This window comes from Chloroflexota bacterium (assembly GCA_020850535.1).
Classification (GTDB): Bacteria; Chloroflexota; UBA6077; order UBA6077; family JACCZL01; genus JADZEM01.
Map to the genome: position 1 here is coordinate 22,539 of JADZEM010000223.1, position 23,654 is coordinate 46,192.

A 23,654-nucleotide genomic window follows, 5' to 3' on the forward strand; every position below is an offset into this window, starting at 1 on the left:
CTGGGCGGCGACGGGTGCCCCACGCGAATCAGCCTGTTCTCGCCTGAGCGCGGGGTGCGGCAGCACGCAAGCCTCGCATGGCGGTGGAGGTCGAGTAGGTCAGACGCCAGAGGCCGCTGCGGACCTTTGGCGAGACGGGCAGCGCCGAGATCGCCCCGGCCACCATCACGTCGAGACGCCGGCCGCCGGACCGGCGGGCCGTCTCAAGCGCTGCGCCGGCCTCGTCGGCGGAGCCGGAGTGCAGGAGGTTGAAGCCGAGGTTCGCGGCGCGCTCCTGGACGGCCTGCCTGCGCGCACGTTCGAGGGCGGGTGGGCAGACCGGCGCGAAGCCTTCGGTCAGCAGGCGGATCTCCTCCCGCAGGCGCGGCACGAGGTTCGCCGGCATGGTGAGCGCATCCGGGTGCTTGCGGAAGTAGGCCAGCGGCTCGTCCAGGTAGTAGGCCTGCGCGCCACGCCCAAACAGCTGGAGGTACAGGCTCCAGTCCATCGTAGCGGTGTAGCGGTTGTCCCACAGCTCGCCGGGCGGGCGGGGATGGATGCGCTCGACGGCGGCCCGCCGAGCCAGGGCCGTCGGGTAGCAGATGTAGCAGCCGCGAATCAGCTCGCGCAGGGCCTGGTGCCGGCCAGCCGGCGGCAGCGCCGTCCAGAGGTCCGACCAGCAGTTGAGGATCGCGCCCTCGGCGTCGGTGCGGTAGGAGTCGGTGTGGACGAGGGTCACGTCCGGCTCGCGGTCCATCACGCCGACCGTCTTCTCAAGGTACGTCGGCGCCCAGCGGTCATCGGACGGCAGGCAGACCCAGAACTCGGCGTCCGGCGAGGACCGCGCATACGCGAGGTTGAAGTTCCGCGTCAGGCCGACGTTCTCGTCGTTGCGGAAGTAGCGGACGCGGGAGTCCCGGGCCGCGTACTCGCGGACCAGCGCCTCGGTGTCATCCGTGGACGCGTTGTCGCTGACGATGATCTCGAAGTCCGGCATCGTCTGGGACAGGGCGCTGTCGAGCGCGTCTGGCAGGAAGCGCGCACGGTTCCAGGTCGCCAACAGGATGCTGACGCGCGGTGTCAAGGATCACTCCTCCGCTCGCTCCTGGGGAGCTGAACTGGGCCGCTGATGAGGTGGTGGGCGAGGCGGCGCGGCGGGGAGGCTCGCGTCGCCCCCGCGCGAATCAGGCCGGGACCAGCTCCGGCTGGAGGCCCATCTTTTCGAGGTCCGCCCCGATCTCGTCGAGGTAGATCGGGTTCATGACGATGACCACGTCTGGCCGATAGCGCTGCAGCTCGGCCGGCGGCAGGATCTGGTGGCCCGGCCCGGCCAGGAACTGGCCCTGACGCTGCGGGTTGATGTCCACGACGAACGCCACCTCGTCGGTGACGCCCAGCAGCGAGAGGTAGGAGACGGCCTTCGACCCTCCCCCCCAGATGACCGCTCGCTTGCGGGACTGGCGGATACGCTGCAACTGCGCGCGCCACTTCTCCAGCTGCTGGGGATAGATCTGCTGGAACCGTTCGACCAGTGCGACGGTCTGTCCCAGATCGTTCTCGGCCGGCAGCGGCGGCGTGGGCTGGCCGCGCGACGGCCGGGCCACGATCAGGCAGTACTGATCCTCGTAGCCAAGCTCCAGCTCCAGCACGTCGAAATCGGCCGCGCGGAACTGCCGCGCCAGCGCGCCGAGCGTGAAGTAGGAGCAGTGCTCGTAGTGGATGTCCCAGACCGAGAGGTCGCGCAGCACACGGGCCACGTCCGGCACTTCGAAGAAGACGACGGTGTCGCGGTCCCCGATGGAGCGGCGCACCATCCGCAGGAACTCGGTGGTCGGCTGGACGTGCTCCAGCGTGTGGCGGCAGCAGATCAGGTCGGCTTCGATACCCGCATGCTGCTCCCCGTAGAACTCGGGGATGAACTGTATGCGCTCCAGGGCCGGGCTCTGGATGTCGCCGGCACGGTAGCTCGGATCGATGCCGATGCCGCGATTGTTGCCGGCCTCGCAGAGCATGGCCAGGAAGTCGCCGCGCCCGCAGCCGATCTCCAGCACCGTCTTGTTCCGGATACCGTAGCCATCGACCAGCCGGCTCGTCAGGCCGCCGGCGAAGCGCCGGAAGCGGGGCGAGAACGACTGCGTCTCCTCGTAGCTGGAGGAGTAGTCGATGATGGACGGGTCGAAGCGGGTGTTGGTGATGAAGCCGCACGCCCGGCAGAGCGCCAGCTCGATGGCGCCGCGCGGGTAGCTGCGCGCCTCCTCGCCGTCATCTGCGAGCAGGCAGCTGGCCGCCGGCATGCTCTCGACCCGGTGGAACGGCTGCAAGCCATCAGCCCCACAGGCCGGGCACACCGTTACCTCGCGCATGAGGCCCACGGCGGCGCCCTGCGACCGCTGCGGAGCGAAGACCTTTCGACCTGCCATTACCACCTCTCCTGCCTGCTGGCGGAACCTGACGCGTTGACGGTTGGTGTTGAGGGGCGAGTCCGTCGCCATGCCGGATGTGACGGGTCTGTCATCCCGACCCCATTCGGCAAGCTCAAAGCAAGCTACGCGGGGAACGAGCGAAACGGAGGGATCTTCCTCGCACGGGTGTACAGGAGAAGCTCCCTCGACTGCGCTCGCACGCTCGCTCCGCTCGGGATGACGGTAGGACATCGCCTTCTGCGTGGTGAAGTACGAGCCCGGGCGGTGAGAGCCCTTCTCGCACCGGGGTGAGGGCCATTCCTGGCCTCGCGGCCGGGGTGCGGACTCCCGGGCCGTATGGTTTCGGCCTAGACCAGCACCGACGCCGGGTGCGCGGTCGCGCCGGCCATCCAGCGCAAGTCGTCCTGCAGCTGCCCCTCGGCCAGCAGCTGGCGAATGTGCCGAATGCGCTGGAAGCGCGGACCGATCAGGTCGTCGAACTGGAGGTGGTGCCGGTGGTACGACTCCAGGAGCTGCTCGATGCCCTTCTTCACGGACCACGTCGGGCGGAAGCCGGGCAGCCCGTCGCGCGCCTTCGCGAAGCTCACGCGGTAGCAGCGCTTGTCCGGGCTGGCGTCCGAGGCGTACTGCACGGTGCTGCCGGCGACGGCCTCGCGGACCATCTCGGCGACGTCCCGAATCTGGTAGTTCTCGTCGTCCCGACCGATGTTAAACGCCTGGTTGTGGATCGCCTCGCGCGGCGCTTCGAGCGCGCAGAGGACGCCGAGCGAGATGTCCTCGACGTGGACGAACGGGCGCCAGGGCGAGCCGTCGCTCATGATCTCGACGCGGCCGGTGGTGAAGGCGAAGCCGGCCAGGTTGTTGACGGCGAGATCGCCGCGCAGCCGAGGCGAGGCCCCGTAGGCCGTGGCATTCCGCAGGAAGACGGGCGAGAAGTCGTCCGTCGCGAGCGGGGCCACGTCCTGCTCGACCTTGATCTTCGAGCTGCCGTACGCCGTCACCGGGTTGAAGGCGGCGGTCTCCGTCACCATCTCGTCGCCGCTTGCGCCGTACAGGCTGCACGAGGAGGCGAAGACGAACCGCTCGACGCCGGCGGCCCGCGCCAGCCGCGCCAGCCGGACCGAGGCCCGGTGGTTGATCTCGAAGGTCAGATCGGCGTTCAGATCGCCCAGCGGGTCGTTGGAGAGCCCGGCGAGGTGCACGATGGCATCGAAGCCAGCCAGGTCGTCCTGGGCGACGTCGCGGATGTCGAGCCGCATCGCCGGAAGCGCGTCGGCCCGTCCGAGGAGGTTGCCCTCGAACAGTCCGGTATCCAGGCCGATGACCTCATGCCCTGCCCGCGCGAGCATCGGCGCCATGACTGTTCCGATGTAGCCCGTGTGCCCCGTCAGTAGGACTCGCAATGGTTCCCCCAGACTTTCCAGGGCGGATTGCCCCGGTCCCACAGTTCTTGCAGCAGCTGCTTCTCACGCAGCGTGTCCATGCACTGCCAGAAGGAGTCGTGCCGGTACGCCACCAGCTGCCCATCCCGCGCCAGCGCTTCGAGCGGCTCCCGCTCCCAGACCGTGTCATCCCCCTGGATGTAGTCGAGCACCTCCGGCTCGCAGACAAAGAAGCCGCCGTTGATCCAGCCCTCGTCCGTCGTGCGCTTCTCGCGGAAGCTGGTGACGCGGTCACCATCGATCTGCAGGATGCCGAAGCGGGCCGTTGGTTTGACGGCGGTGACGGTGGCGAGCCGCCCATGCTGCCGGTGGAATGCCAGAAGCGCGCGCAGGTCCACGTCGGCGACGCCGTCACCGTAGGTGACCATGAAGGTGGAGTCCTTCAGGTACGGCGTCAGGCGCTTGATGCGCCCCCCGGTCTGCGTCGTCTCGCCGGTCTCGACCAGGTCAACGCGCCAGGATTCGATTCCCGCTGCACGGTCGTAGCCATTGGTGTGATGGCCAGTCCCGTTCCCGTTGTGGCCGTTGGCGTCATGGTGGACACCGCGCTCGGCATAGTCGATATGGAGCGACCCGTTCAGCCGATACAGGTCGAGCATGTAGCGCTTGATATCGTCCCCACGATATCCCAGCGCCACAGCGAAGTCGCTGAAACCATGATGCGCGTACAGCTGCATGATGTGCCAGAGAATCGGCTTGCCGCCGATCTCGACCAGTGGCTTTGGCCGCACCGATGTTTCTTCGGCCAGGCGGGTGCCCATCCCCCCGGCCAGGATCGCAACCTTCACGGCTTCTCTCCCGATAGTCTCGGCGTGGCGCCGCCTGCGGACAGGCGGAGTGGCGATGGTGGCACGCCGGTGCAGACCAGAAGCTCTCGCCGATTCGAGTGTAGAAAAAGGCAGTTGACCACTTCTGGATTGCGTGTTGAGAACAATTTGAGGGGGCAGGTGGTCAGGGGCCGACCGGTACGCGCAGCCGGCCGGCATCGAGATGCTGATGGGCGGTGCTTGTTACGGCTCACCCTGGCAGATCGGACCAGACCCACGCTCATCGTGGGTGTTACGTTTGTGTGGCGACCTGCGTACGCCTACGTATCATCCGGATGAGGCGCTGGCTGCGCCTGCTGAGTGACTGTCTGTTCAAGATACACATGCCTTGCGGTGTCAAAGACAGCGATGCATCGGGTAAGATATCCTTCTCTGAAGCATTGATGAGAGATAGATGAAGCATATCTGAGAGTCGCTGGATACATTCAAGAGACAAGCTCGCACCGGCAACCAGGCGCCACGCAAGAATGGACGTCCAACAGGGAGATATCGCAGAGCGTCGCCGCTGTTACACTTCTTCAATGATAAAAAGGGACGGCGGAAGCTGACTATTCTTCACCGAGAAAAGTAGCCCGTACGTACTATCGCCAGCGCGCTACTGATCTAGAACTTCACGTGTTCGTCACGAAAACTCACTCAACTAAGGTAGGACTGTCAACTCATATACAAAGATCAACGTTGCGTTGATTACACCCCGGCCATATGGACAATCTAGCGCGGTATCATCTATCGTAACCCATGTCCTGATGATTTCGGTGTGGACAGATGCGGTACCGCGTAGCTTGGACTTCTCCGGGGCGAACAGTGTCGTTCGTCACCTCTCGCGCTTTTGTAGTGGCGTCGTTGCAACGGTGGAACGGCGATCGCGTCAGCTGAGAGAAAGGAACCTCTCCTGATATGCGGCGACCCTTCCGCCCGCCATTAGTGGAAGCGAGTGTGTAGATCGGACCAGCGCGTCTGCTGCTGGTCCGATTGGGAAATCCGGCGTGTGCAACGCGCACCTCTGCCTGGCGTTCTCCGGTGGGCGCCTCGTGGGCGTCAGGCGAGAGCAGGTGTGCATGGGCGTTCCTTGAATGTCGATGAGCACCCGTTTTGGGGCGGCTCGTCGGTGTGAGCATTCGGGGTGGACGCTGTGGCGATATGTAGGCATTGACACCGGGGGAAGCGGGTGGCGCTTCCTGGTACGGCCCAGCGACTGGATCTCAGGGCCGTCCGTGGTTGTAGGCGTCAATTGCTATCGCACTCGACTCGCAGGCCCGCGCTCCCTCGGGGCAATCTGGGGAGTGGTGGGGTCATACGTTACCCGTGGGGTCGTTCAGCCTCGCGAAGCGTAAGTAGCGTTCGCGGACTCATGGTGAGTTGCTGGCTACGCAGAGACAGACGTAGCGACTCGGAGGCCGGTGACCTGCTCTGCGCGGACTGAATGGGGTAGGGCATGAAGGTGCTGCTTGCCGATGACGATCTGGATACCCTCGACATTACGAGTTATGCGCTTCGCAAGGAGGGCTTTGACATCGTAACGGCGAGGAATGGAAAGCAGGCGCTAAGCCGCTGGGAGGATGAGCCGACCGATCTGGTTGTTGTGTCGTCCACATTGCCGAAGATCAATGGGTTCGATGTGTGCCAGCGGATTCGGGCGGCTCAGCACCTCCCGGTGATCGTGCTGCTTCCGCGCAATGATGAAGAGGATATTCTCCGGGGGTTCCGGAGTGGCGCTGACGACTGTCTCGCCAAGCCGGTGAGCGTCCGCCAGTTGAGCGCGCGGATGCGCCGGATCGGGTGGCGGTACCAGGTCAGGCCGTTGCTGACGCCGCCCTCAGTGCTGCGGATCGCCGATCTGGAGATCGACTTCCACGCACATCAGGCATTCAAGGGGGGTGAGTCCATCCAGTTGACGCCGCTGGAGTTCAGGATTCTGAACGTGCTGGCGCTCAATGCCGGGCGGACGGTCTCCTACGCGCACCTGCTCGACCATACCTGGGGGTATGGCCGCGGGCAGGCAACGCTCCTTCGCGCACACATCACCCATCTTCGCCGAAAGCTCGGGCTGGGCTACGGGCGACAGGCGGGCATCCGCTCGATTCAGAGCGTCGGCTATGCGCTTGTCTCGTAGTGGTTTGGACTGGTGAAGCGTTGCAGACGCCAGGGCGCGGCGGCTGGCATGGCCCAGCGCGGTCCTGCCGCCGACGCGCGCCGGGATGGCGTCCAGGGTGATCGCGAAAGGAGTGGGGGCGTGCTTGCAACCCGTGTCGGCGACCGTCAGCTGTTGCGCCGTGCTGTAGCACGCGGTCCCCTGCGCGGGACTCGACCACCGCACGGGGCCGGGGCGTACGCTCGTGCTGCCCTGCCCCACTACCTGCCATTGGCCGAGCAGCGAGGAGCGTCGTGATCGAGAGAAGACTAGGGGCGAATCCGGCGCCAGGCAGCTGGCAGCACCCACAATGGTCAGGGAGCGCCTCGGGGGAGGGGCGACTGCACACACATGATTCCGTCAGCAACATGAACGTGCGTGACCCGGCGCAAATGCCGATCTCTGTCGTGCTGGGCGACAGCAACTTGCTGTTGGTCCGGACGCTCGGCGCGTTGATCGATGCACAGCCAGACTTCCAGGTGGTCAGATCGCAGACCGACGCCGAGCAGGTGTTCGATACCATCTTGACGGTCGAGCCGGACGTGGTCCTCCTGGGAACGGACTTGCTGCTGCAGGACTTCCCTCGCTGGGTCGCCCTCTTTCGGGAGGGGCGGTCCTCCTCGAAGCTGATCATCATGTCGTCGAGCGAGGACGAGGCGGTCCTTGAGGCTAGTATCCGGGCTGGCGCGGTGGGCTACATCCACGGCGGCCTGCCGCCAGAAGAGATCGTCAATGCCGTCCGCCGCGTCAACAACGGCGACGTGCTGTTCGCGCCGCAGGTGCTTGTCGGCCTGCTGCAGCGGCCGAACCGCCCGCCAGAGCCCACGGAGAGCTCGCCCTCGTCAGCCCCTGGCCGCCGTGAGCTGGAGGTGCTGCGCGCCCTGGCCCGTGGCCTGAGCACGCAGGAGGTCTCCGAGCACCTGGGGATCACCTCCCACACCGTGCGGAGCCACGTGCGCAACGTGATGGCGAAGCTTCAAGCGCGGACCAAACTTGAGGCTGTCATGATTGCGTTACGCGAAGGGCTCATCAAACTTGAACGATAGTCCTGCCGGAATGCCACGACTGTAGTAGCAACGTGGGTTGCGATCCTGTTGCGCCGCTGGCCGCCGTAGCGTTGCCACGCGCGCAGCAGGATCGACCGCTGTTGACTGCGTAGAGCGCGGTGGCGGGAACTTTCGAGACGCGTCGATGCGTAGATGGTCGCGTGGAGGGGCAGTTCTGGCCGCTCCGCGCCAGCGTCAATCGTCGACTCTTCTCAACCGCCGATCAACGACTGCGAGTGATATGGATTCCTACACTGCCGGATATCCTGCATCGTTCTCGCAGGCCGCCCGGGCCGGCCATCTGGCCGTGTTGTGGCGCGGTCCGCGCGGCGACCGCTCCGGTAGGGGAGCCGCGGTAGTCGCCTGCTGCTGGAGGACGTGTCACGCTAGGAGTACCACATGCCTGGAGTAGCGCTGAGGCGGCGGAGCTATCTCGCAGTCGGGGGACTGTCGCTGCTCGTGATGTCGGTGGCGTGTACCGGGCCTGGTCCGGCGAGCCGTCAAGCGCCGCCGCCCGCCGCTGAGGTGGTGGCTGTCGCATCGCCGACGCCGGTCCCGCCCACGGGTTTCCAGGTCGGCGCGGTGCGTGTCGGCCCGATCACGGAGTCTGTCGCGCTTACCGGGCGGGTTGCCGACCGCTCGGAGACACCCATCACCGCGCCAGTCGCCGTCCGTATCGCCTCCTATCTCGTGGAGCTGGGAAAGCCCGTGACCGAGGGGCAGCAGCTGGCCGAGGTGGACGCGACCGGCGCTGAACGTGAGTTGAGCGACACACGCGCGCGAAAGGAGGCGGCCGATGCGCGCCTGGAGCGCGCGCGCGGCGTCCTCAACGCGCGGCGGCAGCGCGCCGACGAGGATCTCACGCGGATGACTGCGCCGCCGGCCCAATCCGAGCAGCTTCAGGCGGCCGGTGCGGTGGCGACCGCGCGCGAGAATCTCCGCAAGGCCGAGGCTGACGTCGCTCGGCTCAATTCGCCAGCGGCCTCAGCGGACGCCAAGGTGGCGGAGCAGGCGGTCCTCTCGGCCCAATCGATGCTCAAGAAGGCCGAGACGGATCTCGCGCGCTTGAAGAAGGGTGCCGATCCTTCGGATCTGCGGCGCGCGCAGAACGACGTGGCGACGGCCGAGAGTAACCTCGCCAAGGCGGTCGAGGCCCACCGTGTGCTGACGGCCGGCCCCGAGCCGTTCGCGCTGCGGGCCGCCGAGCGCGCAGTGATGGACGCCGAGCAGCAATTGCGGACCGCCGAGAGCATCAAGCCGCTGCCGATCGTCTACTCGCGGACGAACGACGGCAAGACGGACCGCGAGGCGCGCCGGCGCGCGGAGCAGGAGGCTGAGAACGCCCGCGTGGCGCGGGATGCCGACATCAAGAAGGCCGAGCTGGGGCTGAAGAACGCCATCGACCAGCTCAACAAGGTGCGCCAGCCGCCGCCAGCTTCAGAGGTGCAGTCCGCCGTGCGGGCTGTCGAGTCTGGCGAGCGGAGCCTGACCGATGCGAAGGAGAAGCTCGCCCTGGTGCAGGCCGGGCCGAAGCCCGAGGAGATCGAAGCGGCAGAGATCGCCGTGACGAGCGCCCAGGCGACGCTGGACCGGGCGGTCATCAACTTGGAGACGGCCCGCTCCGGCCCGTCCGAGAGCGATGCTGCATCCGCCCGGGCCAGCCTGGTGAGTGCGCGGTCCAACCTCGAAGTGGCCGTCGCACGGCAGAACGAGCTGATGGCCGGCAAGAATCCGGATTCGACGGAGGTGCGCGCCGCCCAGGACCGCATCGCCCTGCTCGACAAGCTTGCTGAGTCGTCGCTGGAGGCCATCGACGAGCAGGCGTCCAGCATCGATCCGAAGGACAAGGAGATGCTCGACGCCGTCGGGCTGTACCGCGACGCGCTCAAGGCGGCAGCCGACGAGCAGGCGCGGCTCACGCAGGCCGAGCAGGCTGTCCAGGCGACGCGGCTGGTGGCGCCGAGTGCCGGGGTCGTGACGGCCATCGTGACGCAGCCGGGTGAGCAGACGCAGCCGGGCAAGCCGGTCCTCTTCCTGGCGAAGCCAGGGGAGCCGATCGTCAAGGCCGATATCCCGGCGCGGGATGGCGGGCGCATCGCCAACGGGCAGGCAGCGAAGGTGGAGCTGGCCGAGCAGCCCGGCACGATCTACGACGCGACGGTCGTCGACGTGGCCGACAGCGAGTCCGGACGGCGGGTGACCCTCCAGGCGGTCTGGGGCGGCAACCCGCCAGCGTACGGCCAGGTGATCCAGTCGACGGTCGTGGTGCAGGAGAAGCCGGCCGCCTTGCTGGTTCCGCGCCGCGCGGTCACGAGCGTGGGCAGCCGCCGCTACGTTGATATCTTCGACCGGACACCGCCGCGCCGCGTGGCTGTCGAAGTCGGCCTGTCGAACGCCGACGAGGTCGAAGTGACTGGCGACATCCGCGAAGGGCAACCGGTGCTCGTCGCCCCGTGATCTCCGGCGGGCGTGCCGCCCGCGCCGCGAGGCTGCCAGGACGGTAGCCAGCTCTCTGAAAAAGCCGCCCCCTCAACGACGAGGGGGCGGCTTTTTGCCGTCCGCCGGGGGGCGTGAACGCCAGCCGCCCCGGGGGTGAAATCGTAACCGGAAGATGGCGAACTTGTTGAGGATCGCACGCTAGTCCACGTGGAATACCACAATTGTGGGAGTCCTTGATCCACACGGGTTACGCCATCTCCTCGGTTTCTTATGGCGACGTGAAATCACATCAGCTTCGTGTCAGATTTCGCGGTGTTGTGTCCTCTCCGGATTCTCTGTCGCGTTTGGACTGCTGAAGCGCTGACCGGGCACATGCGGGCTGTTGCAGTCCGAAGCGGCCTCCGAAAGCGCTCAGGTGTTCCGATGCTGGCCGTACACAGACGGCTGCATCGGCAGAGATTCGGCACTGAGCGGGCCATCCAACGGCGCCTGGACCTGGCCTGCCCCCTGTCACCACGCGTTCGAGAGGACACACCGTGAGGCTTTCTTCCGCTCGCAGTCAATCAGCTTCTCGCTGGTGGCGCATCATCTCGGTCATGTTCAGCGTCCTGGTTGCAGGCGCGGGCACGATCGGCAGTGTGACCGCTACCCCGGGCGTTGCCGTCGCAGCCGCGAGCTGGGATGGCGTCCCGAGTGTGTCGGCGGACTACTCGCGTGACGTTGAGTCGTGGTGGGCGGATCACCCCTTCAACCCCGATTCGGCCAACTACGCGCCGTCGATCGCCTCGCCGTCGAATCAGGTCAACGTCCGGACGCAGTTCAACGGCAGTATCAACTCGGCTATCAACTCGCTGCCGGCCAGCGGCGGCACGCTGTACCTGCCGGCGGGTACCTACACCGGCGGCTTCAGTCTGATCGGCAAGAGTCACGTCCACTTCATCGGCGAGCCCGGCACCATCATCCGGGGCAGCGGCCAGAACTACGTGCTTGGCTGCTCGATGGCCGGGGACTATGCCACCTTCTCCTCGAAGGTCAAGGAGCGCGACCCGGCGGCCCTCGTCTGTGCCACCACCGGGCGGATCCAGGACGTCTACTTCAAGAACATCACGTTTGATGGCTCGGGCTCTGGCCTGGTCGGCGTCTACCTGGCGGCTGCGCGCGATGTCGTCTTCGACAACGTGACCCTCCAGAACTACTACGATCCGAAGAGCAGCCATCGCGGCCTGATCACCGGCAACGCCCTGCTCGACAACGTCTGGGTCCGCGACTCGAAGTTCGTGGGCAGCGAGCGGTACGCGCTCTACCTGGACGGCCTGCATGGCGGTGGCGTCATCAACTCGACCGTCGAGGCCGGCTTCAGCGGCGGCGGCTTCCTCTTCCTGACGAACGACGACTTCTCCCGTGACATCAACGGCAATGGCCGCATCGACCTCCCCGAGCAGCGCACCGCCCAGCAGGTGGTGGTCTACGGCAACACGTTCAAGGGCAGCACCTACGATCTGGTGAGCGCCACCGGCCGCGAGATCCTGGTGACGAAGAACACGGCCACTGGCGTCAACGCCGTGGTCGCGAACTTCCAGTCCAAGAGCTCGCACATCGACGGCAACCTCGTCTACGAGTATTTCGGTAACCGTGTCGTCGCCAACAAGATCTACCAGGCGCGGAACCTGATCGAGATCGCCGCCTCGGTGACCTGCCCGATGGGCAGTAACTGCGCGCGTGTCGGCCAGTACCAGGCCCGCGACAACGATATCGCCCGCAACTCGACCTGGGCCGGCCCGGCCAAGGTCATCAACACCACCTACGGGACTGTCGAGGGTCCGAGCGTCGAGAGCAACAACTGTGTCGGCTCCAACTGCTCGAGTGGCGCGACGCCCGCGCCGACCAGCACGTCAGCCCCGACGAACACGCCGGCCCCCACAAACACGCCGGCCCCCACGAGCACTCCAGCCCCGACCAGCACGACAGCTCCCGCACCCACCAACACACCGGTGCCCACCAGCACACCGGTCACGCCGCCCCCGACGGCCACCGCTGCCCCCGCCTCGCCGCCCGCGAGTGGCACAGACCTCGTCACGAACGGCTCGTTTGACGCGGCGACCTCCGGCTACCCGACCGGCTGGCGCGCACGCGCCAACGCCGCCTGGGACGGATCCACCAAGCGCTCTGGTGCCGGCTCGATCAAGATCAGTGGCCCGGCGGCCTCGACCTACTCGGATCAGAGCCTGCGGCTCCAGCCGAACACCACGTACGCCGTCAGCTACTGGGTCAAGGCGCAGGGCGTCACTGGCTCGGGCATCAGCGTGCGCTACGCCCAGACCAGCCCATCCACCTACATCCTTCGCCAGGGAGACAGGGTCACCGGCTCGCAGGGCTGGAAGCAGCAGACCTTCACGTTCACCACGCCGGCCAACTACGGCGATGGCCGCCTGGATGTGGTCTGGGACATCACCGGCGGGCAGGCCTGGATCGACGATCTGACGCTCGTCGCTGGCTCCACGCCGATTGCCGATGCGCCGTCGAGCGACGCCCCCGTCACCGGAACGCCCTCGCCGACGAACCTGCTGGTGAACGGTGCGCTTGACGATGCCACCGACGGCTACCCGACGGGCTGGCGGCCGCGCTCGATGGCGGCCTGGGACGGCGCAGTCAAGCACGGTGGCGCTGGCTCCATCAAGATCAGCGGCCCGACCGCGTCGATCTACTCGGACCAGTCCGTCAGGCTGAAGGCTGGTACGGCCTACACTGTCCGCTTCTGGGTCAAGACGGACAACGTCACCGGCCCCGGGGTCGGCATGCGCTTCGCCCAGTTGAGCCCGACGTCGTACACCGTCGCGCAGAGCGACCGCACGACGGGCACCCAGGCCTGGACGCAGAAGAGCTTCACCTTCAGCACGCCCGCCAACCACACGGACGGTCGCATCGACCTGCAGTGGGAGCTGACCGGCGGGCAGGCCTGGATCGACGATGTCGAGCTGGTCGAGGAGAGCGGCAGCTAACGCTCAGCCACACGGCCAGACACTACCCCCTGCCGCGACCGCTCGATGGCGCGGCAGGGCGCCGATTTCACCGCTCGACTCGGTCAGATCGACGAATCGTGAGAATTCGGTGAAAAACCCCTGCGAGCATCCACCTGGATGTTCGCAGGGGTTTTTTGTCACGTTGCAGATGTGCCACGAATCTGTGTCAGTTACCTGGATCATTGCCCCCAGATGGGCCATCCTGGCCCCACATCCGCAGGATCGAGCATCTCGCACGGTGAGGATCGATCATTGCTATGCGTACGTCATTCTCAGGACGCTCCTGCAAATCGATGATGAACCTACAAAGAGAGTGTTGTCTCGACAGGACGTTTATCGATCTGCTTTATTTAGGCCGCGCTCCAATCCGTAACGTTTGCCATACTGGCAGGAGGATGCTGAGACGTTGCTTTCCCTATATCCCCGTAGTCCTGTGCGCGCAACGGCCCTGATCCTGCTGCTGTTCACGCTTTTTGGTTTCACTGGTATCGCCCCTGGCAACCTGTCACTCACCGGCAGCGCGGACCCGGCGCTTGCTGCCGCCCCCTGGAACGGCGTCCCCCATATCACCGTTGACTACACCAAAGACGTCGAGACCTGGTGGGCCTCCCATCCATTCAACCCTGAGTCTCCGGCCTACGCCCCCAACATCACCTCGCCCGCCAACCAGCTGAACGTCAGAACGCAGTACGGCGGCAACATCCAGGCCGCCATCGACGCCCTGCCGGCCACGGGCGGCACCCTGTTCTTCCCAGCGGGCGCCTACAACGGCAACTTCCGGCTCGTCGGCAAGAGCAACATCCACTTCCGAGGCGAGACCGGCAGCGTCATCCGAGGGACCGGCCAGAACCGGATCGCCGGCTGCGCCCTGGCCGACGACTATTCGACGTTCGGCGCGTATATCCAGGCCCGCGTCCCAGAGGCCCTGCTCTGCGCCACCACCGGCCGCATCAAGAACCTCTACTTCAAGGATCTGGTCTTCGACGGCGGCGGCGTCGCGTCTGAGGCGTTCGACATGTCCGCCGCCATGGACATCGTCTTTGACAATATCGTCTTCCAGAACTTCAAGGATCCGGGCGTCGGCCATCCCGGCATCATCTCGGGCAACGCCGTTATCGATAACATCTGGGTCCGCAACTCGCGGTTTGTCGGGCAAGAGCAGTACGCCATGTACCTGGATGGTATCCACGGTGGCGGCGTCATCAACTCGACCATCGAGAACGGCTTCTCGCGCAGTGCCTTCCTCTTCTTGACCAACGACGACTACTCTCGTGACTACGACGGCGACGGCACCATCGAGGTGCCCGAGCAGCGCATGTCACAGCATGTCGTGGTCTACGGCAACACCTTCGCTGGCGGCACCTACGACCTCGTCAGCGCCACCGGCCGCAACATCCTGATCATGGCGAACACCATCGCCGTGCCCGTGGTGACCGTCGCCAACTTCCAGTCGAAAAGCTCGGCGGTGGACGCGCGGCTGACCTACGAATACTTCAGCAACCGGGTGGTCCGCAACTACTTCCGGTCGATCCACCAGTTCATCGAGATCTCGCCGCCGCCGCAGTGCCCCAAGGTCACGAACTGCGCCAAAATCGGCCAGTACCAGATCCGCGACAACGTGGTGGAGTCGGCGGCCAACTACGTGCGCCCGGCCACGGCCTCGACCTCGACCTACGGCACGGTCACTGGCCCGAACACCGTCAGCGGCAACTGCATCGCCGATCCGGCCTGCCGCGGCGTGGCCGGTGGCGGCGGCGCAACGCCGACCGCCACGCCCACCGGCAGCTCGACGATCAGCCAGCGGTTCCCGCTCGGCCTCTTCGAGGATGCCAACATGACGGAAGGCCTGAACACGAAGTTCCAGACCCTCATCAACGATGCGAAGGCGAAGGGGCTCGACTCGGTCCTGTTCAACAACAACTACGTGGACCGCGACGAGCCGATGCTCTCGCTCTCGGACAGCCAGAACTTCAACGTCTATTTCGCGCCGCACCGCGAGTTGAACAGCGGATGGTTCTACGGCTCCGCGCCGTCCACCATCGAGGCGGCCCGCGCCCTGGCCTACCCCATCGTCGACCGGATCAAGGCCCACCCGAGCCTGCGCGGCTACAACCTCGTGGACGAGCCGGGCGTCGAGCACCAGGACAAGCTCACGCTGATGGTGCGCGCGTTCAAGGAGCGCGACGCCACCCGCCCCTCGCTGCCGGTCCTGATCGGCCTGAACCGCGGAGACACGTTGTTCTCGGCCGCGCAGCCGGGCGTCTTCCTGGCGGACGTCTACCCGATGGGCAACGCGAACGCCCCGTGCAACTACACCATGACCGGCTTCGGCTACACCCAGGAGGATTTCTCCTCGTACATCCGCCGGCTGACCGCCAACAAGCCGGCCGGCACCCCGCTCTGGGTGATCCTCCAGACCCACAAGCACAGCGAGGGGCCGTCCTACGCCTTGCGCGTCCCGACGGCGCCGGAGCTTCGGGCGCAGCAGTGGATGGCCGTTGGCGAGGGGGCCACCGGGATCTTCTGGTTCGTGTACTCCACCCAGCAGGATTGGACCGGTCTCAAGGACTCGCCGGCCCTCTTCACGGAGGTCGGCAACCTCGCCAACCGGCTCGGGCCGCTCCGCACCACGCTGGTCGATACGGACCGCGTCGCCAACATCTTCACCGTCACCGGGCCGAACAGCCCGTACGTCAGCACGCTCAAGTCGAATGATGGCAGGCGGACGTTCGCGGTGGTCGTCAACAAGGGGACGTGCTCGGGCTCGGCCGGGCTGGCGGTCAGCTCGGGGATCGGCGGTACGCTCAAGGATCTGGAGACGGGTGCCGTCTTCGCCCAGGGCGCGCAGATCACCTTCGCGGCCGGGGATGGCAAGGTCTTCGAGCTGATTCCGGATGGCTCGTCAACACCGGCGCCCACCACGACAGCAACCCGGACGCCGACCGCTCCGGCGGCGACGGCGACCCGCACGCCGACCGCCCCGGCCGGTGCGACGGCCACCCCCACTCGCACCCCGACCCGCACGCCAACGGCCCCGGCTGGCGCCACCGCGACGCCCGTGTCAACGCCGTCCAGCACCGGCAACCTCGTCAAGAACAGCTCGTTCGACACGCTGACGAGCGGCTACTCGACGGACTGGCGGCAGCGCAGTAACTCGTCATACGACCCTGGCATCAGCCACACCGGCCGAGGCTCGCTCCGACTGGCCTCGCCTGCCTCCAGCTCCTACGTCGATCAGGCGATAGCGTTGAAGCCGTCCACCACCTACGTGCTGCGCTTCTGGACTCGCACGCTCGACGCCGTGGGCACTGGCGTGGCCGTCCGCTACGCCCAGACTGCCCCAGCCGCCCAGACGCTGATTCAGGCCGGCTACGTGAACGGCACGAAGGAGTGGAAGGAGCAGACGTACACGTTCACCACTCCGGCCAATCACGCCGGCGGGCGCATCGACGTCCAGTGGACCATGTCCAGCGGCGTGGCCTGGGTTGACGATATCTCGCTCGAAGAGCTCAACCCGGCGGCCACCAACCTCGTCACCAATGGCACGTTCGATCAGGCCACCAGCGGCTTCCCGACCGCCTGGCGCGCCCGGCCGAACGCCGTCTGGACGAGCAACGTGGTCCGCACGGGGGCTGGCTCGTTCGAGGTTCGTGGGCCGGCGCCGGACGCCTACTCCGACCAGGCGATCAAGCTGCGCCCGAACACCTCGTACATCCTGACCTACTGGGTCCGCACCATGAACGCCACCGGGCCGGGCGTCTCGGTGCGCTACTCGCAGCTCTCCCCGACGCCGCTGACGCTGGTGGTCTCGCCGGAGACGACGGGCAGCCGGGCCTGGACCCAGATCACCGTCCGATTCACCACGCCGGCGAACTACACCGATGGCCGCCTGGATATCCGCTGGAACCTGACCGGCGGCTACGCCTGGATCGACGATATGGCCCTCTTCGAGGACTGAGCCGCGCTCGCCGCCCCCGTCGGCGCGGCACGCTCATCAGAACGGCAATGCGACGCTCCCTCATATGAGGGAGCGTCGCATTGCCGTTACCGCGCAGATGTGCGCCCGCCGCAGAATAGTGCGTAGGTGGTGGCGCTCGTGGCGGACATGGCAGCCGCGGGCAGACATGTCGCGGAGATGCGACATACCCCCCGTCACCTGCGCGGGCGTATCCCCGTTGGTCTAGGTAGGCGAGCGGCGTGAGGCGCGGGCAACCGAAGTGGTCCCGGGCGCGCTCGCAGATGAGCGTTCGTCGGGTCGAGACCGGGTCAGCGAGGCAGTCGTCTGCGCGCCGCTCCTCGATGGATGCCGCGCATGCGTGCTGATTTTCGCCGAGGACCGTCCGACCATGGCTCAGGCTGCCCCCGCTCCGAGACGCCGCCGGCAACAGCGACGGTGGCCGACACCGCTGCTGCGTGTCGCGCTGCTGGCCGTCCTGGTGCTCGGGCTGGCGGTCGGGCGCGGCGCGTGGGAGGGCGTCCAGACCGCCGATGCGACCGTCTGCTCGCCCCGTCCGCCGGTCTCGGTGCGGATCGAGGCCAGTGGCGGCCGGCTGCACGCGACGGTCTCCGCCGGGGCCGGCAACCTCCGGCAGATGACCGTCCGCCCGAGCGTCAACGCGGCGGTTACCCTGAACGGGCGCACTGTGGACGGCAACGGCGAGACGACGACGCTGGCCACCGGCAGCGCCACCAGTACGCTGACGGTCGTGCCGGTGCAGTGGGGGCAGCCCGTCACCGTGCCGATTGTCGTGACCGACGACTGTGGTCCGTGGACGACGTTTGTCGGGGGCGGCGCGGAGGCGTTCGGGCCGATGCCGCCGCCCCCGACGGCCACCGTCGCCGTTGCCACGCCGACAGCCACGGTCCCGATGGCGACCGCGACGACAACCGCAACGGCGACGCCGACCGGCGTTCCGTTGACGCCGACGCCCACCCGCACGCCGGCCCCGACGACGCCCACCGTCACCCCAACCCAGATCCCGATGCCCGCGCCGCCCGTCTCGAACCGGCCGGCCTGGAACGGCGTGCCACGCGTCTCGCTGGACTACACCCAGGATGCCGAGACGTGGTGGGCCGGCCACCCATTCAATCCCGAGTCGTCGGGCTACGCGCCGGAGATCGCCTCACCAGGCTACGAGATCAACGTGCTGACCCAGTATGGCGGCAACATCCAGGCCGCCATCGACGCCCTGCCATCGTCCGGCGGCACGCTCATCTTCCCGGCGGGGGCCTACACGGGTGGCTTCCGGCTGGTGGGCCGGAGCCATGTCCACTTCCTGGGCGAGCCAGGGGCGATCGTCCAGGCGACGACCGAGAACATGATCCTGGGCTGTCCCGTGGCGGCGGACTACGCCGCCTTCGGGGCGCAGCTTCAGGCGCGCGCGCCGAGCGCCCTGGCCTGCGCCACGACGGACCGCATCCGCGACGTCTACATCAGGGGGTTGACGTTCGACGGGATGGGGACGGCGCTCCAGGGGCTCCAGCTGGCTGCCGCCCAGGATGTCGTCTTCGACGGGGTCACGCTGCAGAACTACGCCAACCCGGGCGATCATCACCGTGGGCTGGTCTCGGGGAACGCCTCGCTGGAGAACGTCTGGTTCCGTGGCGTGCGGTTCGTCGGGCGGGAGCGCTACGCCCTCTACCTGGACGGCCTCCATGGCGGCGGCGTCATCGGCTCCGTAGTGGAGAACGGCTTCAGCGGCGGCGCGCTGCTCTTCCTGACCAACGACGACTTCTCCCGCGACTACGACAGCAGCGGAACGGTGGAGCTGCCTGAGCAGCGGATGTCCCAGTACATCGCCGTGTACGGCAACACGTTCGCCGGCGGCACCTACGACGTGGTCAGCGCCACCGGCCGCGCCATGCTGGTCAAGAACAACCGGGTAGTAGGATCGCTGGTGACGCTCGCGAACTTCCAGTCGAAAAGCTCCTACATGGACAGCCGCCTGACCTACGACTATGACGGCAACCGCGTGATCGGCAATCGCGTGCGGCAGGCGCGGCAACTGGTCGAAGTCTCCGCGCCGCCCACCTGCCCGAAGACGGTCAACTGCGCGGCCATCGGGGCGTACCAGATCCGCGACAACGTGGTGGAGAGCGCCAGCACCTACCAGCAGCCGGTAAAGGAGGTCAGCACAGTGTTCGGGACGATCCACGGGCCAAACGTCATCTCGAACACCTGCGTCGGCGGCGTCTGCGCGGCGGGGGCCTCCACTGGAGCACGGGCAGAGCGCAACCCGTGAGGCGACTGTACGGCATCGACGGATAGTACGGCTTTGCCGTATAATCGGTGGTGTGCGAGACGACGAACGGCAGGCACGGTTTCGGAAGGCGTTCTGGCGGGCCTTCAGCGAGGCCGACTCGATCAGGTTGCGCCAGTGGGAGCGGTCCAGTGTGACGCTCCCACAGTTGCGGGTGCTCTACCACCTGCGACGGCGGCCCCACTCTACCACCGGCGAGCTGGCGAGGCGGCTCGGGATCACCGTCTCGACCACCAGCGGGCTGGTCATCAAGCTGGTGGACCGTGGGCTGGTGGCGCGCGGCAGCCTCGCAGACGACCGGCGGCAGGCTCCCCTCAGCCTGACGGACGAGGGCGCGGCGCTGCTGGGCGAGCTGTCCGAGGAGGGGCGGGCGTTCCTGGCGCGGGTGGCGGACCGGCTCGGGGACGATCTCGACACGGTCACGGCGGCGCTGGAGCGGCTGGCCGAGGCCGGCCTGCTCGCCGACGAGGCGGAACGCGCCGACGAGGCGCCGCCCCGCTGCAAGCCGTCGCGCCGGCCACCGCGCGATGCACCGGCCCCGGCCGGCGACACCACGGCTCGGGGAGGGTCATCCACATGAAGCGGCTCACGCAAGATCGACCGCGGGCGGAGGACGGCGAGACGAGCGTGCCCGGCCCGCTCGACGCGCCGCGCACAGACGTCGCCGTGCGCATGGGCCACACGTTCCGTGCGCTCCGGCACGCCGACTTCCGCGCGTTCTGGGTGGGGCAGGTCGTCTCCAACACGGGCACCTGGATGCAGAGCATCGCCCAGGCGTGGTTGATTCTCAAGCTGACCAACTCGCCGCTGGCGCTCGGGACGCTCACGATGCTCCAGGCGCTGCCGGTGCTGCTGCTCGGGCTGTTCGGCGGGGTCATCGCGGACCGCTTCCCGAAGCGGACGCTGCTGCTGGTCACCCAGAGCATCATGTTCGTGCAGGCCGTGGCGCTCGGCGTGCTGACCTACACCGACACGATTCAGATCTGGCAGCTGTACACGCTGGCGCTGAGCCTTGGCGTGCTCAACGCCCTGGACAACCCCACCCGCCAGACGCTCGTCTCCGAGCTGGTGCCCGCCGAAGACCTCCCGAACGCGGTGGCGCTGAACTCCCTGAGCTTCAACACCTCGCGCCTGCTCGGGCCGGCCATCGGCGGGGTGACCATCGCGCTGGTGGGTGTGGCCGGCTGCTACTTCCTGAACGCCGTCAGCTTCATGGGGGTGATCTCCAGCCTGCTGCTGATCCGCGCCCGGCCGAAGCCCGCGCCAGCGGATCGGCGGCGCGGCTCGATGCTGCTGCAGGTCCGTGAGGGACTGCACTACGCCTGGAACACGCCAGACGTGATGTTCGTGGTGATCGCGATGGCCGCCATCGGGACGTTTGGCTACAACTTCCAGACGGTGCTGCCGCTCGTCGCCGAGTACGTGCTGAACGCCAGCCCGGCCAGCTTCGGCCTGCTCACCTCCTCCATGGCGCTCGGGTCCGTCGGGTCGGCGCTGTTCATGGCCAGCCGGGGCAGCGTCTCACGGCAGCGGATCTTCGTGGGGGCTATCGGCTTCAGCGTCCTGCTGTTCTCGGTCTCGTTTGCCAGCTCGTGGTACGTGCTGATCCCGCTGCTGGTGGCCCTCGGCGTGTTCAGTATCCTGTTCGGGTCGAGCGTCAATGTGCATCTGCAGACGGTCACGCCGCCGGCCTTGCGCGGCCGGGTGATGAGCATCTACACGCTCCTGTTCCTCGGCTCGACGCCCTTCGGCAGCATGATCGTCGGCACGCTGGCCGAGCACCAGGGCGTGCAGGTGGCGCTTGCCGAGATGGCGATCTGCTGCGGCATCGGTGTGCTGGCGAGCCTGCTGTACTTGAGCCGCGTGCGTCACGTGCTCGACGCCACGGACCTCGCCGGGCAGACGCCGGAGCCAGCCACCGCCGCGTGACCCCCCTACATGCTCCACCAGCGGACCACGCCGCTGATGTTCGCGGCCAGCCCGTTCTGGAAGTTCGCCCAGGAGCCGTAGCGCGGCGTGAGCGCCGTCCGCACCGCCGCGATCATCGCCTCTGAGTTGTCGGCGTGGCCGGCCGCCCGGGCGTCGCGGATGGCAGCCATCAGATCCAGGTAGTACTGGCGATGGTCCTGCAAGTCCTGGCGCGTGCCCCAGATGTTGGCCTGGGGACCGTGCCCCGACAGGACGACCTCGAAGTCAAACGACTGGTCCACCCGCTCCAGGAAGGCGACGAACGCCTCCGGCGAGGCCTGCGGGAGATCGCTGAACGGCAGCGTGCGGATGCGGCCAAGATCGACGGTCATGATGACCTTCTGGGCCGGGTAGGCGAAGATCAGGTAGTCGGTCTGCTCGGTGATGCCGGCCCAGTGCAGCTCGAAATGCTTGCCGCCAAGATCCAGGGGCATGGTCTTGTCGAACGTCACCGTTGGCGCGGGCGAGGTCGGATCGTTGCGCGACTCGAACGCCGCCTTCGCGTTGGCGTGGCTCACGAACGTGGCCGTGTCCGAGAAGACGGCCCCGCCGGTGCCATGGTCCGGCGCCGCGTGGCTGTACACCAGGAACTTCACGGGCTGTGGGGTGATCGAGGCAATCGCCGCCTTCAGGGCGACTGGCGCTTGCGGGTTGCCGCCGCCGCCAATCGGGTCGACCACCACGACGCCTTCGTCGGTGGGCACAAACAGCGACACGTGGTTCAGGTAGCGGAACGCGTAGACATCCTCGCGCACCCGCACCAGCTCCGCCACGGACTGCGGCAGTTGTGGCTGCTGCTGCTGCGCGAGCGCTGGCGAGACGCCGGCCAGCACCAGCGTCAGCAGGGCAAGGAACGCCGCGAACCGGGCCGTGCTCGCAGCACGCTGCACCACCATCATCATCAGTCCTCCCGGCCTCGCGCTCACGGCGAGGCATCCTCGAGACCTCGACGCCGGCCGCGCTGCCGTCGTCGGATGAGCCGTCGCTTCCTCCGTCCGCCGCCATCAGCCGCGAGTGCCATCAGCCGCGAGGATGGGCGACCGCTCTCCCCGCATACGCATGACAGGGATTTCAGGATTTCTGCCACCTCACCCTGAGACGGTATCCTCCCCACCACTGATTGATCGGCGGGCTTCGCTTCGGCTCCCCGCTCTCGCGCACAGGGACGTTGGCGACACGGAGAGGCGGCGCAGCCGAGATGATGTCGGCGAAGCCGATGTTCGCGCCCAGCATGGGCCGTCGTTCGTGAAAGCCGATGTTCGCGCCGCGCAGCGGAGGGGTTGGGGGTGAGGGCCTCCTGGCAGGGAGCACAGAACCATGCGACTGGAAGGAAAGGTCGCCGTCATCACCGGCGCGGCGACCGGCATCGGGCGGGCCACCGCCGTACGCTTCGCGCAGGAGGGCGCGCGCGTCGTCTTCGGGGACGTCAACGACGTTGAGGCCGACGAGACGCTGCGGCAGATCGGGCTGGCCGGCGGCCAGGGCACGTTCCTGCACTGCGACGTGCGCCGCTCGGAGGATGTGCATCGGCTGGTTGACGCCGCCGTGACGGCCCACGGGCAGCTCGACATCATGATGAACAACGTCGGCGTCAACTTCTACGGCAAGGTGCATGAGACGGCCGAAGAGGACTGGCAAGCCTGCCTCAACCTGAATCTCGGCAGCGTCTACCGTGGCATGCACGCGGCGATCCCGCACATGCTCGAGGCCGGCAGGGGCTCGGTCATCAACACGGCGTCCAATCAAGGGCTGGTGGCGTTCAACGGCTTCGCGGCGTACGCGGCGGCCAAGGGGGCGATCGTGCAGCTCTCGCGGCAGGCGTCGTTGGACTACGCCCCGAACAACATCCGGGTGAACTGTATCTGCCCGGGGGCCGTCCGCACGCCGATGAACCCCGAATTGCTGGACCCGAGTCTGGACGGCGGCGCTCGGCTGGAGCGCTCGTCGTCGCGCATCCCGATGCTGCGGATCGGCGAGCCGGAGGAGGTGGCGCAGGCGGCGCTCTACCTCGCCAGCGACGAATCGGCCTGGGTGACCGGGCTGGCGCTGGTGATCGACGGCGGCGTGACGGTCAAGGGGCCGTAGGTTCGTGTTGCGCGGCACCCCTCACCCGGGGTGA

14 protein-coding genes are annotated in these 23,654 nt (G+C 67.2%); 9 read left to right on the forward strand and 5 right to left on the reverse strand.

Annotated elements, in window-relative coordinates:
• Window positions 1-28: 28 nt before the first annotated feature.
• The 4 genes from IT306_31095 to rfbF all read right to left on the reverse strand — a co-directional run bounded on the left by IT306_31095 (window position 29) and on the right by rfbF (window position 4,632).
• On the reverse strand, window positions 29-1,063 hold the full coding sequence (locus tag IT306_31095; protein MCC7372901.1) for a glycosyltransferase: 1,035 nt from the start codon (window positions 1,061-1,063) through the stop codon (window positions 29-31).
• A gap of 100 nt (window positions 1,064-1,163) precedes the next feature.
• Entirely contained in the window at window positions 1,164-2,342 is a 1,179-nt protein-coding gene (locus IT306_31100; protein MCC7372902.1) for a methyltransferase domain-containing protein, read from the reverse strand.
• A gap of 407 nt (window positions 2,343-2,749) precedes the next feature.
• Window positions 2,750-3,805, reverse strand: coding sequence for an SDR family oxidoreductase (locus IT306_31105; GenBank protein MCC7372903.1), 1,056 nt, complete (start codon window positions 3,803-3,805; stop codon window positions 2,750-2,752).
• On the reverse strand, window positions 3,790-4,632 hold the full coding sequence (gene rfbF, locus IT306_31110; protein MCC7372904.1) for a glucose-1-phosphate cytidylyltransferase: 843 nt from the start codon (window positions 4,630-4,632) through the stop codon (window positions 3,790-3,792). Before rfbF ends, IT306_31105 begins: the two co-directional genes overlap by 16 nt.
• 1,474 nt (window positions 4,633-6,106) lie before the next feature.
• Here rfbF and IT306_31115 point away from each other — a divergent pair.
• From IT306_31115 to IT306_31150, 8 genes are all read left to right on the forward strand, one after another.
• Window positions 6,107-6,784, forward strand: a complete 678-nt coding sequence (locus tag IT306_31115) for a response regulator transcription factor (protein MCC7372905.1) — start codon at window positions 6,107-6,109, stop codon at window positions 6,782-6,784.
• Window positions 6,785-7,056: 272 nt separating this feature from the next.
• Entirely contained in the window at window positions 7,057-7,848 is a 792-nt protein-coding gene (locus IT306_31120) for a response regulator transcription factor (protein ID MCC7372906.1), read from the forward strand.
• 399 nt (window positions 7,849-8,247) lie between these two features.
• The gene (locus IT306_31125) at window positions 8,248-10,305 is read left to right on the forward strand and encodes an HlyD family efflux transporter periplasmic adaptor subunit (protein ID MCC7372907.1); all 2,058 of its coding nucleotides are present in this window, start codon (window positions 8,248-8,250) and stop codon (window positions 10,303-10,305) included.
• A 620-nt stretch (window positions 10,306-10,925) separates the two neighbouring features.
• Window positions 10,926-13,286, forward strand: coding sequence for a carbohydrate binding domain-containing protein (locus tag IT306_31130; protein ID MCC7372908.1), 2,361 nt, complete (start codon window positions 10,926-10,928; stop codon window positions 13,284-13,286).
• Between the two features lie 454 nt (window positions 13,287-13,740).
• Window positions 13,741-17,265: a carbohydrate binding domain-containing protein gene (locus IT306_31135; protein MCC7372909.1), complete on the forward strand. Its 3,525-nt coding sequence runs from the start codon at window positions 13,741-13,743 to the stop codon at window positions 17,263-17,265.
• A 388-nt stretch (window positions 17,266-17,653) separates the two neighbouring features.
• Complete coding sequence (locus IT306_31140; GenBank protein ID MCC7372910.1) at window positions 17,654-19,549, forward strand: hypothetical protein; 1,896 nt, start codon at window positions 17,654-17,656, stop codon at window positions 19,547-19,549.
• Window positions 19,550-19,601: 52 nt separating this feature from the next.
• Window positions 19,602-20,147 (forward strand): MarR family transcriptional regulator, encoded by a 546-nt coding sequence (locus IT306_31145; protein MCC7372911.1) that lies wholly within the window; start codon window positions 19,602-19,604, stop codon window positions 20,145-20,147.
• A complete protein-coding gene (locus IT306_31150) occupies window positions 20,144-21,496 on the forward strand; it encodes an MFS transporter (protein MCC7372912.1) in 1,353 nt (450 codons plus the stop codon). Before IT306_31145 ends, IT306_31150 begins: the two co-directional genes overlap by 4 nt.
• Window positions 21,497-21,501: 5 nt before the next feature.
• Here IT306_31150 and IT306_31155 read toward each other — a convergent pair whose 3' ends face one another.
• Window positions 21,502-22,461: an MBL fold metallo-hydrolase gene (locus IT306_31155; GenBank protein MCC7372913.1), complete on the reverse strand. Its 960-nt coding sequence runs from the start codon at window positions 22,459-22,461 to the stop codon at window positions 21,502-21,504.
• A 391-nt stretch (window positions 22,462-22,852) separates the two neighbouring features.
• Here IT306_31155 and IT306_31160 point away from each other — a divergent pair, with 391 nt between their 5' ends.
• Entirely contained in the window at window positions 22,853-23,620 is a 768-nt protein-coding gene (locus tag IT306_31160) for an SDR family oxidoreductase (GenBank protein MCC7372914.1), read from the forward strand.
• The last annotated feature ends 34 nt before the right edge of the window (window positions 23,621-23,654 follow it).

What these genes read in the sequence shown, in the direction of transcription:
- IT306_31100 (MCC7372902.1), bottom strand. Translation starts at nt 2,342, where the DNA reads ATGCGCGAGGTAACGGTGTGCCCGGCCTGTGGGGCTGATGGCTTGCAG.
- IT306_31115 (MCC7372905.1), top strand. Translation starts at nt 6,107, where the DNA reads ATGAAGGTGCTGCTTGCCGATGACGATCTGGATACCCTCGACATTACG.
- IT306_31125 (MCC7372907.1), top strand. Translation starts at nt 8,248, where the DNA reads ATGCCTGGAGTAGCGCTGAGGCGGCGGAGCTATCTCGCAGTCGGGGGA.
- IT306_31140 (MCC7372910.1), top strand. Translation starts at nt 17,654, where the DNA reads ATGGCTCAGGCTGCCCCCGCTCCGAGACGCCGCCGGCAACAGCGACGG.
- IT306_31150 (MCC7372912.1), top strand. Translation starts at nt 20,144, where the DNA reads ATGAAGCGGCTCACGCAAGATCGACCGCGGGCGGAGGACGGCGAGACG.
- IT306_31160 (MCC7372914.1), top strand. Translation starts at nt 22,853, where the DNA reads ATGCGACTGGAAGGAAAGGTCGCCGTCATCACCGGCGCGGCGACCGGC.